Origin of the sequence: Duganella fentianensis (assembly GCF_009857835.1) — a bacterium.
In the GTDB taxonomy this organism is placed as follows: domain Bacteria; phylum Pseudomonadota; class Gammaproteobacteria; order Burkholderiales; family Burkholderiaceae_D; genus Rugamonas; species Rugamonas fentianensis.
The window spans coordinates 448,221-462,309 of sequence record NZ_WWCL01000001.1 but is presented as its reverse complement, the minus strand read 5'-3'; the positions used below and the strand labels follow the sequence as shown (position 1 = coordinate 462,309).

Sequence of the window (14,089 nt, the reverse complement as noted above, 5' to 3'; positions counted from 1 at the left end):
GCTAGCCTTCGCGATTAAAGTAATTGGTTTCTACCCATTTGGCATAACTGCCAGACTGCACATCCGTCACCCAGTCCTGATGCGTCAGATACCATTGCACGGTCTTGGCGATGCCGGTCTGGAAGGTCTCGGCCGGTTTCCAGCCCAGTTCGCGCTCCAGCTTGCGCGCATCGATGGCGTAGCGGCGGTCGTGGCCGGGACGGTCCTTGACATAGGTGATCTGGGCGCGATAGCTGCTGCCATCGGCTTTGGGCTTCTGCTGGTCCAGCATGTCGCACAGGGTATGCACCACGTCGAGGTTGGCCATTTCGTTCCAGCCGCCCACGTTGTAAGTCTCGCCCAGACGGCCCGCTTCCAGCACGCGGCGGATGGCCGCGCAGTGGTCGCTCACATACAGCCAGTCGCGGATCTGCTGGCCGTCGCCATAGATAGGCAGCGGCTTGCCGGCCTGCGCATTGGCGATAATCAGCGGGATCAGCTTCTCGGGGAAGTGATATGGACCGTAGTTATTCGAGCAATTGGTGGTCAGCGTCGGCAGGCCATAGGTGTGGTGATAGGACCGCACCAGATGGTCGGAGGCCGCTTTCGACGCCGAGTACGGGCTGTTCGGTGCAAACGCCGTGGTTTCGCTGAACGGTGCATCGTCCGGCCCCAGCGTGCCGTACACCTCGTCGGTGGAAACGTGCAGGAAGCGGAACGCCGCTTTCTCGGCTTCCGCCAGTTCCGACCAGTAGGCGCGCGCCGCTTCCAGCAGGCTGAACGTGCCGTTGATATTGGTCTGGATGAATTCGCCGGGACCGAGAATGGAACGGTCCACATGGCTCTCGGCCGCAAAGTGCACGATAGCGCGCGGCTGATGCTGGCGGAACAGCGCCAGCACTTGCGCCTGATCGCAGATATCGCCACGCACGAAGATATGCCGGCTGTCATTTTTGAGCGATGCCAGATTATTCAGATTGCCGGCATAGGTCAGCTTGTCGTAGTTAATCACCGGCTCATCAGACTGGGCCAGCCAGTCCAGCACGAAGTTCGAGCCTATGAAACCCGCCCCACCAGTCACAAAAATCATTTAGTATCCCGCAGCAAGAGTCAAAAGAGGAGTAGGCATTATTCTATGTGAAAGCCACACCATAACGGGCAAATATCGAAACTCTGCACCCGAATAACAGATTAAACCAGTTTGCCCTGCCACCAACTCAAGAGTATCCCCATGAAAACCTACGTAATCGGTGATTTACAGGGCTGCCACCAGCAGGCCCGCGACATGGTGGCGCGCATACAGGCCCATGCCGGCACGCCCGAGCTGCGCATCCTGTTCGCCGGCGACCTGATCAACCGCGGCCCGGACTCCCTCGCCACCCTGCGCTATGTGCGCCAGCTGGCGCAAGAAAGCAACGGCCGCATCGACAGTGTGCTGGGCAACCATGATCTGCATCTGCTGGCAGTGGCCTACGGCATCCGCCCCGCCCATGCCTCCGACACGCTGGACGAGATACTGGCCGCGCCTGACCGCGACGAACTGATAGGCTGGCTGCGCCAGCGTCCGCTGGCACTGGAGGCGGACGGCCATCTGCTGGTGCATGCGGGGCTGCTGCCCCAGTGGGATGGCGCACAGGCGCTGGCCCTGTCGGCCGAAGTGGAGCAGATGCTGCGCAGCGAAGGCCTGGGCAATTTTCTGGCCGATATGTATGGCAACCAGCCCGACCGCTGGCATGACAGCCTGCAGGGCGCCGACCGGCTGCGCTGCATCATCAACGCCATGACACGGCTGCGCTTCTGCACGGCCGACGGCGTGATGGATTTCAAGATCAAGGATAGCGGCACGGCCGATCCGGCCTCCGGCCTGATGCCGTGGTTCGAGGTGCCACAGCGGCGCAGCGCCGGCCAGACCGTGGTGTTCGGCCACTGGTCGGCCCTGGGGCTGATCATGCGGCCGGAAGTGATAGGCCTCGATAGCGGCTGCGTCTGGGGTGGCCAGCTCTCGGCCGTCTGCCTGCAGGACCGCAGCCTGCTGCAGGCCCAGTGCCCGGAATTCCAGCAGCACAGCGGCAAACAGGCGGCCAGCTGAACGGCCGGCACGGCGTGACAGGCCGGTCCCAGCGCGGCGGCTCGCCGCGCGTCCGCGCTAGTCGGCCGTCGCGGCCGGCGCGCTCAGCACCTGCACGCCGAGCGCCGCTGCAACAGCCTGCTCGGCCGCCTGCGCCAGCTCGCGCCGGTGCGCCCCCGCGCTGCTCAGCGGGGTCAGGATATCCAGCGTCGCCACGACGGGCGGGCCATCCAGTATCAGCATGATGCTCTCGGCGAAACTCATCTCGCCGATAAAATCCACCGACGGATGGTGGCCGCCGTCGCCGCCCTGATACGACAGTGCAAACGGCTGCACCGGCACATGGGCGTCAATAGCGGCTTCGAACAGATTGGCGTGGAAAGGCAGCAGCGTGCCTTGCGCCGCCGTGGTGCCCTCGGGGAAGAAGGCCACCCGCTCGCCGTTCTGCAGGCTGTGCACCAGCCCTTTGAAGATATGCCGCAGATCGCGCCGGCTACCGCGCGAAATGAACACCGTACCGGCTTTCTGCGCCAGCCAGCCCGCCAGCGGCCAGGAACGGATCTCGGCCTTGGCGACAAAATGGCTGGGGTGCAGGCTGTGGATCACGAAGATGTCCAGCCACGAAATGTGGTTGGCCACCACCATCGCCGTATCGAGCACCGGCGCGCTAGTCGCCGACTGGCGCACCGTCACATTGAACAGGCCCAGCAGATGGGTGGACCAGCGGCGGATATGCGCGTTGCGCGCCGCATGGCCCAGCCACGGAAACACCACGGCGCAGATCAGCATGCCCTTAAGGACGTGCAGCAGCACCCGCACGATGCGGAAAAACGTCAGCAGTTTCATGCCACCCACTCAGTCAGGCAGCATTGCGCTGGTAAGCCACACGTCCTGCCACGATGGTGGTCTGCACCTGAGCTGCCAGGTTATAGCCGAGGAAAGGCGTATGCTTGCCCTGGCTGGCCAGCGCAGCCGCCTGCACCGTCCAGTGAGCTTGCGGATCGAAGATGCAGACGTCGGCAGAGGCACCGACCGACAGCGTACCGGCCGACAGCCCGGCCACTTTGGCCGCCTGCGAAGTAATCAGCGCCACTGCACGTGCCAGCGGACGCGGACCGCTAGCAGCCTGGGTGGCAGCGTAGTCGTTGGCCCACTTCAGCGTCAGCGACAGCAGCAGTTCCAGACCGGTGGCACCAGCCGAGGCTTCGCCGAACGGCAGCAGTTTTTCATCATCGTCCACCGGCGTGTGGTCCGAGCACAGCGCATCGATGGTGCCATCGAGCAGACCGAGACGGATGGCGTCGCGGTCGCGCTGGCTGCGCAGCGGCGGCGTCAGGCGCGCGTTCGAATCGAAGAAGCCGATGTCGGCATCAGTCAGGTGCACATGATGGGCACCGACGTCGCAACTGACCGGCAGGCCTTCGCGCTTGGCCTGACGTACCAGCTCGATGCCGGCCGCCGAGGACAGACGGCACAGGTGGACGCGGGCGCCGGTTGCGCGCATCAGTTCGAAGATGGTGTGCAGGGCGATGGTCTCGGCCATCACCGGCACGCCGGACAGGCCCAGACGCGAAGCGATCGCGCCGCTGGCCGCAATGCCGCCACGGCCGATGTGGGCATCCTGCGGACGCAGCCAGACGGTGTAGTCAAAGGTCTTGGCATACTGCAGTGCGCGCAGCAGCACGGTGGTGTCTTCGATCGGCTCTTCCGCCTGCGAGAAACCGATGCAGCCCGCTTCCGTCAGTTCCGCCATCTCCGTCAGCGCCTCGCCTTTCAGGCCCACCGTCAGTGCGCCCAGCGGGTGCACATTGGCCTGATTGCGCGTCTTGGCGCGGTACTTGAGCATCTCCACCAGCCCCGACTCGTCGAGCACAGGGTCGGTATCGGGCGGGCACACCAGACTGGTGACGCCGCCCTGCATCGCGGCCTGCAGTTCCGATTCCAGCGTGGCCTTGTATTCGTAGCCCGGTTCGCGCAGGCGTACCGACAGGTCCACCAGACCCGGTGCTACCACCAGACCGCTGGCGTCGATAGTCTGCTCGGCGCTGAAGCCGGCTGGCGCCGCGCCTACGGCAACCACCTTGCCGGCCTCGATAAACAGATCCTGCTGGGCGTCGATACCATTGGCCGGATCGATCAGATGGCCGTTTTTAATGTGTAGTTTCATGCTTGCGTCCCTGCGACTATGCTCATTACTGCCATCCGTACTGCGATACCGAAAGTGACCTGCGGGAGTATCACGGCCTGCGGGCCGTCGGCCACGGCCGAATCGATTTCCACGCCGCGGTTCATCGGGCCCGGGTGCATCACGATGGCATCCGGCTTGGCCAGCGCCAGCCGTTCCGGCGTCAGGCCGTAGCTCTTGAAGTATTCCTGTGCCGACGGCAGCAGCGCACCGCTCATGCGCTCGTTCTGCAGACGCAGCATGATGATCACGTCCACGCCTTTCAGGCCTTCATCCATATTGGTGAATGTACGCACGCCCATCTGCTCCAGACCACCGGGCAGCAGCGTGTGCGGGCCGATGGCGCGCACTTCCGGCACGCCCAGCGTGGTCAGTGCATGGATATCGGAACGGGCTACGCGGCTGTGCAGAATGTCGCCTACGATGGCCACCGTCAGATTGGTGAAGTCTTTCTTGTAGTGGCGGATGGTGTACATATCCAGCAGGCCCTGGGTCGGGTGGGCATGGCGGCCGTCACCGGCGTTCACCACGTGCACATGCGACTGGCCGGAATCCTGCAGGTGCTTGGCGATCAGGTAAGGCGCACCCGATTGCGCGTGGCGCACCACGAACATATCGGCATGCATGGCCGACAGGTTGTCGATGGTGTCGAGCAGCGATTCGCCCTTGCTGGCCGAGGAAGCCTGAATATTCAGGTTGATCACATCGGCCGACAGACGCTTGGCGGCGATTTCGAAAGTGGTACGGGTACGGGTCGAGTTCTCGAAGAACAGATTGAACACCGACTTACCGCGCATCAGTGGCACCTTCTTCACATCGCGGTCGGAAATGCCGACGAAGGAAGAAGCCGTATCGAGGATGTGGTTGAGGATAGACTTGGGCAGCCCTTCGATCGACAGCAGGTGCTGTAGTTCGCCGTGTTTGTTGAGTTGCGGATTGAGCATGATGAATTAAGCCTGGTCTATGGTTAGCGTGAATTTGCCATCGTCGGACTGCTGCAGCACCAGCGCCTTGCCCGCTTCCACCTTGACGTGGGCGGCGACGAAATCAGCGGCGACGGGCAGCTGGCGCTCGCCACGGTCCACCAGCGCAGCCAGCATGATGCGGGCCGGACGGCCGTAGTCGAACAGTTCGTTCAGCGCAGCGCGGGTGGTGCGGCCCGTGTACAGCACGTCGTCCACCAGCAGGATGGTGGCAGCGTTGACATCGAAATTGATGCGGGTCGGCTTGACGTCGGCCGGCAGGCCTTTCTTGGCGTAGTCGTCGCGGTAGAACGACACATCGAGCACGCCGCAGCGTTCGGTCAGGCCCAGATCGGCAGCCAGACGTTCGGCCAGCCAGGCGCCGCCCGAGTGGATGCCGACGATGGCCACATCGGCCACACCGGCCAGACCGGCGCGCACGTCGGCCAGCAGCGTGGCGTACAGCGCTTCGGCGTCGAGTTGTTGAGGGTTGAGTAAGGTCATGGGGTGGCTAGCACCTGCTTAGGGCGCGTTCTCGTTTTAGAAATCAGTGGGTATCAAAATACTGCTGCAGGATGATGGCGGCGGCGCGGTCGTCGATCACTTCGCCGCGCTGGCCGCCGATCACGGCGGAAGAATAGCGTTCGTCGACCAGTTCCACCGGCAGGTTGAAGCGGCCATGCAGCTGGTTGGCAAACTTGCGGCAGCGTGCCGTCATCTCGTGTTCGGCGCCATCGGGGTGCAGCGGCAAGCCCACCACCAGCAGGCCGGGCTGCCATTCTTCCAGCAGCGCGGCTATGGCGGCAAAGCGGGTGGCATTGTCGACCGCGCTGATGACTTTAATAGGCTGGGCCTGACGGATCAGGGTATTGCCCATGGCGATGCCGATGCGTTTGACGCCGAAATCGAAGGCGAAAATGGTTTCAGCGCTCACAGTGGCAAGGCATCCTTATGCATGGCCAGCCTCGGAAGTGAGCATCAGCGGGTCGATACCGAGCAGGCGCATGGCTGCCGTGTAGCGCTGCTCGATGGGCAGATTGAACAGAATTTCAGGATCGGCGCTGACGGTCAGCCAGCCATTGCGGCTGATTTCCCCTTCCAGCTGGCCGGGGCTCCAGCCCGCGTAACCGATCGACACCAGCATGCGGCGCGGCCCTTCGCCTGCAGCCACGGCTTCCAGCACGTCGATCGACGTAGTGAAGGCCACGTCCTTGGTCACCGTCAGCGAGGAGGAATAGCGCTTGCCCGGCGTGTGCAGCACGAAGCCGCGGTCATCCTGCACGGGGCCGCCGAACATGATGGGTTCATCGATGTCCACGCTATCGACCGGTTTCAGGTCGATGCGCTCGAACAGAGTTTCCATCGTCATATCGGTGGGTTTGTTGATCACTACGCCCAGCACACCGTTTTCATTGTGCTCGCAAACGTAGACGACCGTGCCGCCGAAGACCGGGTCCTGCATGGACGGCATTGCAATTAGGAAATTATCCGCCAGATTCAGCGCGGCGGGCGCGCCCTGGGCGACGGCGGCCAGCGGATCGGCGGCCTCAGGCAGGGGGCCGGGCGCAGACGTGGTGGTGCCGAGTTTGCTTTTCGTCATAATCGTGATCTTTCTGAGCTGCCAACAATTCCTGTAGTATTCGCGCGGGGCAGCGTCCTGCTTCTGCCTGCCGGCGAGCAACTCTCTCGGTGTACAGCCATCATTTCAGCGATAGTTTACACTGAATTGCGCCAACAACCACGTTTGACCACACCCGAACCTCTTGAGACAGACAGAATGAAACTGAAATCTTCGCTGGTCTGGCTGCGCCGCGACCTGCGCGCCTTCGACCACGTGGCCCTGCATCAGGCTTTGCAACATAGCGAACGCGTGTATTGTGTTTTTATCTACGATAGCACCATCCTATCCGTACTGCCGCGCATAGACCGCCGCGTCGATTTCATCCACGCCAGCATCGCCGAAGTCGATGCCGAACTGCGCCAGCTGGGCGGCTATCTGATCACCCGCCATGCCGATCCGCTACAGGCCATCCCGCAACTGGCGGCCGAACTGGGTGTCGATGCCGTGTTCTGCAACCACGATTACGAGCCGCAGGCCATCGCCCGCGACGAAGCCGTGCAGCTGGCCCTGCAGGCCGACGGCCGCCAGTTCTACAGCTACAAGGATCAGGTGATCTTCGAGAAAAGCGAAGTGCTGTCGCAGACGGGCGGCGTATTCTCCGTGTTCACGCCCTACAAGAACGCCTGGCTGAAAAAGCTGGCCGCCGATCCCACTGTGCTGGCGCCCTACCATATCGAACCGCATGCGGCGCGACTGGCGCCGCCGCCAGCCACCGCCACGCCGCTGCCAACGCTGGCCGAACTGGGTTTCGAACCTAGCAATCTGGCCAGCCTGCAGATCCCTACCGGCATGTCCGGCGCGGCCAGTCTGTTCGAGCAGTTCCTGCCCCGTATCGCCCAGTACAAGGATGCGCGTGACTTCCCGGCCGTGAAAGGCCCGTCCTATCTGTCGCTGCATTTCCGCTTCGGTACGCTGTCGGTACGCCATGTGGTGCGCACCATCGTCGATCTGATGGAGCGCGGCGCGGGCGGCGAAGGTGCTGCCATATGGCTGGCAGAATTGATCTGGCGCGAGTTCTACGCCATGATCCTCTACCACCACCCGTACGTGGTGGGCGGCTCGTTCAAGCCGGCCTATGACGCCATCGAGTGGGAACAGGGAGCGCAGGCGGAAGAGCTGTTTGCCGCATGGTGCGCAGGCCGCACCGGCTACCCGCTGGTGGATGCCGCCATGGCGCAGCTGAACCAGACCGGCTATATGCACAACCGCCTGCGCATGGTCACGGCCTGCTTCCTGATCAAGGATCTGGGCATAGACTGGCGCTGGGGCGAAGCCTATTTTGCCCTGCATCTGAACGACTTCGATCTGGCTTCGAACAACGGCGGCTGGCAGTGGGCATCCTCGTCCGGCTGCGATGCCCAGCCCTACTTCCGCATTTTCAATCCGATCACGCAGTCGGAGAAATTCGACGCCAGCGGCAAATTCATCCGCCGCTATCTGCCGCAACTGAAAAGCCTGAGCGACAAGGAAATCCATGCACCATGGCTGGTGCCGCGTATGCTGCGGCCCGATTATCCCGAGCCTATCGTGATGCACGACGAAGCGCGCAAACGTACACTGGAGCGCTACGCCGTCGTCAAAAAGACCGACTAAAACCGCAGCAGGCCGCAGCGCCGGCCCTGCTCATACCCCGTCCCCGCTATCCGTCAGGCGCTACTGCTTGCTCTGCTCGAGCAAGCCGGCTATCGCCTGCAGCAACACCTCTTCCTGATACGGCTTGCCGAAGAAGGCATTCACGCCCAGTTCCAGCGCCAGATTGCGGTGCTTGTCGGCGCTACGCGAGGTGATCATGATGATGGGAACATGGCGGCTGCGCTCATCGCCGCGCACATTGCGCGTCAGATCGAAACCATCCATGCGCGGCATCTCGATATCGACCAGCATCAGGTCCGGCACGCTGGTCTGGAGCTGTTCGAGCGCATCCACGCCATCCTTGGCCAGCATGACCTGATAGCCCTCGCGTTCGAGCAGACGCTGGGTAACGCGGCGCACGGTGAGCGAATCATCCACCACCATCACGCTGCGAGCCGCCACCTGTGGCAGCGCATGCTCCTGCGTCGCCTGAGCATAGCGCTGGCGCAGTTCCGGATGCTGGGCCAGATGCTGCACCAGCGCCAGCGGATTCAGAATCAGCACGATTTCGCCAGACCCCAGCACCGTCGCACCGGAAATGCCGACCATGCGCGCCAGTTGCGGACCCAGATTCTTGATCACCACTTCGCGGTTGCCCTGCACTTCATCGACCACCAGCGCCAGCCGCTCCGCGCCATGGCGCAGCATCAGCACGGGAGCAGCACGCAACGCTGCCGATGGGCCGGGATGTCCCAGCAGCGCAGGCAGATAATCAAATGCCAGTTGCTGGCCCTGCAGGCTGATGCTGCCGTGGCTCTGGCCTTCCGCCAGCAGCGATTCCCTCAACTGCGCCACCTGCTCCACCATCACGGCGGGCACGGCATAGGACTTGTCGCCTGCACGTACCAGCACCACCTGCGAAACGGCCAGCGTGATCGGCAGATGTATCGTTATGCGGGCACCCTTGCCCGCTTCGGTTGCCAGCTCGACGCGGCCACCGAGCGACTGGGCTTCCGACTGCACCACATCCATGCCCACGCCGCGGCCCGACAGTTCGGTCAGCGCGCTGGCAGTAGAGAAACCGGGGGTGAAAATCAGCTGGGCGATCTGGGCATCGCTAGGCGATGCTTCAGGAGCCAGAAGGCCATTTTCTATGCCCTTGGCACGGATGCGGGTCAGATCGAGGCCGGCGCCGTCATCACTAAATTCCAGCACTACTTCGTTACCTTGCTGGCTCACCTGCACCAGCAGCTCGCCCACTTCCTGCTTGCCGGCCGCGCTACGTGCTGCACGGCTTTCGACGCCGTGCGCAATCGCGTTACGCACCAGATGTTCGAACGGTGCGGCCATGCGTTCCAGCACGCTGCGATCGATTTCTACGTTACCGCCACGGATATCAAGGTTGACGCGCTTGTCGACTTCCTTGGCACTCTGACGGGCAACCCGGAACAGGCGTTCAGCAATACTGGAGAACGGCACCATGCGCACGCGCATCAGATCGTGCTGCAGCTCGCGCGTCAAACGGGCTTGCTGTACCAGATCATCGCCAGCACTTTCCACACTGCGCTCCAGCCCTTCGTGGAAGGCGGCGACGTCGGCGACGCTTTCGGCCATCATGCGGGTCAGCTCATGCAGGCGGGTAAAGCGGTCGAATTCCAGCGGATCAAACTCACGCTCGCCGGAAATCGACATGCGCGAAGCGATCTGCGATTCCGCCTGCATTTCCACTTCGCGCAACTGGCGCTGCAAGCGCTGCAGATTCTCCGAAAAGTCGCCGAGCGAAGTGCGTAAAGTGGCCACTTCGTTTTCCAGTCGGGAGCGGGCTATCGACACTTCACCAGCCAGATTCACCAGCCGGTCGAGGATATCGGCGCGCACGCGTACCATAGGCGCCTTGCCGCTTGCCTGCGCGTCTTCTTCGGCCGGAGTGTCGGCACCAGCCGCACTGGCTTCGTCGGCGACAGGTGGTTGCTGCAACTGCTCGAACAGCAGCAGCGCATGGTCATACTGCGTCAGCAATTCTTCGAAGGCCTGTGGAGTAGCGGCACCGGCGTGCAGCATGTTCTCGATATGGGTTTCCATTTCGTGCACATGCTGGCCCAGTCGCATTGCACCGGCCATGCGTGCACTGCCCTTGAGCGTGTGCAGCAGGCGCACCAGCGATTGTGCCGGCTCCTTGTCTTGCGGCTCGTGCTGCCACGCACGCAGCGCTGCACCAACCTGCGGCAGCAGATCAGCACCTTCTTCAAGGAAGACCGGCAGCAGATCGGCATCCAGCTCATCCGTGTACACGGCCGGTGGAACAGGTTCGATCAGCTCGGCCTCCGCTGCTGGCACCACCTGCATGGACATAGGCGCGGGAACGGCCTCCAGCACGGGCTCGGGCTCGGGCTCAAGCTCTGGTTCTGGTTCTGGCTCAGGTTCTGGCTCTGGTTCCGATTCAGGTTCTGGCTCTGGCGCTATGACCGGCTCTGGTTCTACCTGAGGAATAGGCGCCAGTTCTGGTGCGAGTGCTATTGGTTCCGCCATCCGCAGCGGCGGCTCGGCAAAAGTGTCATCGAAGGCAGCATTGAACAGATCATCAATACTATCCTCGCCACGCGCTTTGACCATTTCCGGAGCAGCAGCCGCCTCGCCGGCGCTGTCTTTCGCACTGGCGCTGATTTCAGCAAACGTATCACGGAACAACTGATCCAGCGCGGCATCCATAGGCTTCTGCGCATTCAGGCTGTCCATGGTGTCGGCCACCAGATCGTCGAGCCGCGCTTCGATATCGGGGCTTGCTGCAGGCGCCGTGGCGGCCAGTTGTTCGGCCAGATCACGCAGAGCCGCAATCAGCTCCGGTTGCGCCGCCGGCATTTCTGCTGCGGCAAAGCTTTGCAGCATCTGGCGGATACGGGCTATCGTAAAGTCCAGCAGATCATGCTGCACCTGATCCAGATGGGGAGCCGGTGGCAACAATGCTTCCAGCGTGGCTTCCAGTGCCAGCGCCAGCTCGCGCAAGGCAGTAAAGCCCACCGTGCCGGAAGTTCCGGCCAGCGTATGCGCTGCCTGCAAGGCCTGCGGATTGACGGGACGGCGCGGCTCATGACGCCACTCGCCGAAATCCTGCGCCAGCAGACGCACCAGTTCATCCGTCTCGTGCAGATAGATGTTATACAGCGGCAGCGGGATTTCCAGCTCGCCTACCTGTTTCACATTGTCGTCGCGCGGAGCAGCCGCGATTGTCGGGAATTCGATGACATTCCCGCTGACTGCAGGCGCTGGACGCGGCGGCGCTGCCGGCTCCGACGGCTCGACCTCGTCCACTTCGATCGCGGTACTCTCTTCTGCCTCTGCCTCTGCCTCTGCCTCTGCCTCTGCCTCTGCCTCTGCTTCTGCTTCTGCTTCTGCTTCTGCTTCTGCTTCTGCGTCGGCTTCGACTTCTGCGCTTGCCACGGCGTCCGATGCGGCCTGTACTTCAGCGCCGCTTTCATCGCCACCATGCTGCAAGCGCGCTGCGGCCGCGATAATAGCAGTGCCATCGAGCGCCGATGTACCACTTGCGGCCAACTCCCCTACCCAGACTTTCATTTCACGGTGCGCCAGTTCCAGCATGTCAAACAATGCCGTCGTGGCAGGCTTGCCTTCTGCCAGCCAGACATTCAGCACCCGCTCCACGGCATGGGCAGCATCGGCAAACTGGAACAGCGCCACCATGCGCGCGCTGCCTTTGAGCGTATGGAAGGAACGGCGCAAGGTCGCCAGTTCCGCTTCGCCCGCATGTGCACCCTGCGCCAGCGCGGCGCCAACCGTGTGCAGCACTTCCTGCGCCTCGGCGACAAAAATCTCCAGCAATTCCGCCTGCGACGCCTCTTCCTGCACCGCAACCGGCGCAATCGGCGGCACTAACTGCAGCGGTGCCGGCGCAGTGCTGACCGCCTGATCCAGCACTGGCACACTACTGACCGCGGCCAGCTTACGGAATGGCACGGAACGGAAGCGCCCCAGCGTGGCGTCGAAAGCAAAGCGCTGACGTGCCGCAGCCGCATTCTGGCCCAGCATATCGAGGAAGAAGCCCAATGCGCCCACATTCTGCGCCACCTCTTCCAGCGTCGCAGCATCGCTGCCCGTGCTGCGGCCTTGCGCCAGCGCCGCCACGGTAGCCTGCACATGTTGCGCCGCACGGGTTGCGTCATCCTGATCCAGCACGGCCAGTGCCCCCTGCAACTGATGCAGCACGGGATCGAGTTCCAGCAAGCTTGCACGCTGGCTGGCATCAGCATAGAACTCATCCAAAGTCTTCTCGACCTGACGCAGACTATTCTTCAACTCGTGCGCCAGCGCCACCACCGTATCGTCCTGCTGCATATGCTCGGCGATACCATCCTGCCATTGCCCCGTAGGCGGTGGCGTCGTACCGCTGGCAAGCGCATGCAGACGGGCGCCCAGCGTATCGGCATGGGCCGCGAAGTCGCCGGGCAGATGACGGATCTGCGCCAGCCCATGTTCGGCAAACAGCAGCGTCGAAGCGATTTCCAGCGCCAGCGCATCACTGCGCCCGCCGTGCGCCGTATGGTCGGCCACGCTGGACAGCTCGCGCATCAGCGCCCCCAGCGCCGGCAAACTCAATTGCTCGGAAGCGCGCGCCACGTCCGCGAGCGCAGAGCTGAAGCCTGCCTCCAGCGCAGGATCATGTTCGGCAGCTGCCAGCCGGTCCCACGCTGCCTTGGCCTTGGTCATGCCAGCCTGCGCATGTGCCAGCGCGCCATTGTCGATGCGGCCGTAACGCTTCTGCTCATAGTTGGCCGGTACCTGCCCATCCAGTGCAAAACCTTTGCGGATCTGCTGCACCGTGTCGGAGGCCAGCGTGGTGTCGGCCGAGGCGACAAAGAACAGCGCATCACGCAGCATACCTTCCGGCTGCGCCGGATTACCCTGACTAAGCCGGCGGATCTGCAGATTGATCAGACCAAACAGCTGCTTCACATACAGGCTGCCTGCCAGTTTTCCCGTTGCCACCAGTTCGGCGAAAGCCTGCATGGCACGCCAGAAGGTCTGCGCCTGCACATCCGTCTGCGCGCCGGCAATCGACTGCACGGCCGCCAGCAAGCCTTCCGCATGTTCCTGCTGCTGTTCCAGATCAGTGCTGCGCAAATACGGCAGCAGCGCCTTCTCGAAGCTGGCACGGTAGGCAGCGTAATCAGCCGGTGCCGCTGGCGCGCTGGCTACCGGCAAGGGTTGCGCCGGCTGCATGGGCGGATAGAACAGATCGGCCGGATGGATGCGCTCCGCCCCCAGCATCTGCTGCAAAGCCTGATAGTAGGGGAACAGGCGCAGCGGCTGCACCTGCGAACCGTCGAGCAGCTCCTGCAGGTATTCCACCAGCGCCTGATACGCATCGGCCACCACTTGTGCATGATCGGTCGTGCATTTCAGGCTGCCATCCTTGAAGCGGTCCAGCGCGGTTTCGGCCAGGCGGGTCAGCTGGGTCGGTCCGTCCAGATCCACCAGCTGCAGCGCGCCGTGCGCCTGATGCAGGTGCGAGCGCGCATGCTGCAACTGGGTGGCCTGATCTTCTGCCGCGCGTCCGCCCGCTTCGAACAGTGCCGTCTTCGAGCGTGCCAGGGCTTCGCGTATCTCTACCATCACCCACGACAGGGGGCCGGTATCGAACTGCGGAAGAGGTGGAAAATCTGCTGTGGTCATACTTGCCTCGGTCT

The 14,089-nt window shown here is 62.9% G+C and carries 10 protein-coding genes; 2 read left to right on the top strand and 8 right to left on the bottom strand.

Translation table 11 applies throughout. The features are described from left to right. Position 1: 1 nt before the first annotated feature. Positions 2-1,069: a dTDP-glucose 4,6-dehydratase gene (gene rfbB, locus GTP23_RS02110; RefSeq protein WP_161033650.1), complete on the bottom strand. Its 1,068-nt coding sequence runs from the start codon at positions 1,067-1,069 to the stop codon at positions 2-4. A gap of 141 nt (positions 1,070-1,210) precedes the next feature. On the opposite strand from rfbB, the gene GTP23_RS02105 reads away from it, so the two are divergent. After that, on the top strand, positions 1,211-2,068 hold the full coding sequence (locus GTP23_RS02105) for a symmetrical bis(5'-nucleosyl)-tetraphosphatase (RefSeq protein ID WP_161033649.1): 858 nt from the start codon (positions 1,211-1,213) through the stop codon (positions 2,066-2,068). A gap of 57 nt (positions 2,069-2,125) precedes the next feature. On the opposite strand, the gene GTP23_RS02100 is transcribed toward GTP23_RS02105, so the two are convergent. The 6 genes from GTP23_RS02100 to GTP23_RS02075 are packed head-to-tail and all read right to left on the bottom strand — an operon-like array spanning position 2,126 to position 6,794. After that, the gene (locus GTP23_RS02100) at positions 2,126-2,893 is read right to left on the bottom strand and encodes a lysophospholipid acyltransferase family protein (RefSeq protein WP_161033648.1); all 768 of its coding nucleotides are present in this window, start codon (positions 2,891-2,893) and stop codon (positions 2,126-2,128) included. Between the two features lie 13 nt (positions 2,894-2,906). Further along, entirely contained in the window at positions 2,907-4,214 is a 1,308-nt protein-coding gene (locus GTP23_RS02095; RefSeq protein WP_161033647.1) for a dihydroorotase, read from the bottom strand. Beyond that, a complete protein-coding gene (locus GTP23_RS02090; protein ID WP_155432900.1) occupies positions 4,211-5,176 on the bottom strand; it encodes an aspartate carbamoyltransferase catalytic subunit in 966 nt (321 codons plus the stop codon). Before GTP23_RS02090 ends, GTP23_RS02095 begins: the two co-directional genes overlap by 4 nt. A 6-nt stretch (positions 5,177-5,182) precedes the next feature. After that, positions 5,183-5,698, bottom strand: coding sequence for a bifunctional pyr operon transcriptional regulator/uracil phosphoribosyltransferase PyrR (gene pyrR, locus GTP23_RS02085; RefSeq protein WP_161033646.1), 516 nt, complete (start codon positions 5,696-5,698; stop codon positions 5,183-5,185). A gap of 43 nt (positions 5,699-5,741) precedes the next feature. Beyond that, a complete protein-coding gene (ruvX, locus tag GTP23_RS02080) occupies positions 5,742-6,128 on the bottom strand; it encodes a Holliday junction resolvase RuvX (RefSeq protein WP_161033645.1) in 387 nt (128 codons plus the stop codon). Positions 6,129-6,143: 15 nt separating this feature from the next. Next, on the bottom strand, positions 6,144-6,794 hold the full coding sequence (locus tag GTP23_RS02075) for a YqgE/AlgH family protein (protein WP_155432898.1): 651 nt from the start codon (positions 6,792-6,794) through the stop codon (positions 6,144-6,146). A gap of 177 nt (positions 6,795-6,971) precedes the next feature. Here GTP23_RS02075 and GTP23_RS02070 point away from each other — a divergent pair, with 177 nt between their 5' ends. Then, on the top strand, positions 6,972-8,408 hold the full coding sequence (locus GTP23_RS02070) for a cryptochrome/photolyase family protein (RefSeq protein ID WP_161033644.1): 1,437 nt from the start codon (positions 6,972-6,974) through the stop codon (positions 8,406-8,408). A 60-nt stretch (positions 8,409-8,468) separates the two neighbouring features. Here GTP23_RS02070 and GTP23_RS02065 read toward each other — a convergent pair whose 3' ends face one another. Continuing rightward, entirely contained in the window at positions 8,469-14,075 is a 5,607-nt protein-coding gene (locus GTP23_RS02065; RefSeq protein WP_161033643.1) for a hybrid sensor histidine kinase/response regulator, read from the bottom strand. Between the last annotated feature and the right edge of the window lie 14 nt (positions 14,076-14,089).

Bases quoted from the DNA above. Each gene is read 5' to 3' on its own strand.
- rfbB (WP_161033650.1), bottom strand. From the start codon at position 1,069: ATGATTTTTGTGACTGGTGGGGCGGGTTTCATAGGCTCGAACTTCGTG.
- GTP23_RS02105 (WP_161033649.1), top strand. From the start codon at position 1,211: ATGAAAACCTACGTAATCGGTGATTTACAGGGCTGCCACCAGCAGGCC.
- GTP23_RS02100 (WP_161033648.1), bottom strand. From the start codon at position 2,893: ATGAAACTGCTGACGTTTTTCCGCATCGTGCGGGTGCTGCTGCACGTC.
- GTP23_RS02095 (WP_161033647.1), bottom strand. From the start codon at position 4,214: ATGAAACTACACATTAAAAACGGCCATCTGATCGATCCGGCCAATGGT.
- GTP23_RS02090 (WP_155432900.1), bottom strand. From the start codon at position 5,176: ATGCTCAATCCGCAACTCAACAAACACGGCGAACTACAGCACCTGCTG.
- pyrR (WP_161033646.1), bottom strand. From the start codon at position 5,698: ATGACCTTACTCAACCCTCAACAACTCGACGCCGAAGCGCTGTACGCC.
- GTP23_RS02075 (WP_155432898.1), bottom strand. From the start codon at position 6,794: ATGACGAAAAGCAAACTCGGCACCACCACGTCTGCGCCCGGCCCCCTG.
- GTP23_RS02070 (WP_161033644.1), top strand. From the start codon at position 6,972: ATGAAACTGAAATCTTCGCTGGTCTGGCTGCGCCGCGACCTGCGCGCC.
- GTP23_RS02065 (WP_161033643.1), bottom strand. From the start codon at position 14,075: ATGACCACAGCAGATTTTCCACCTCTTCCGCAGTTCGATACCGGCCCC.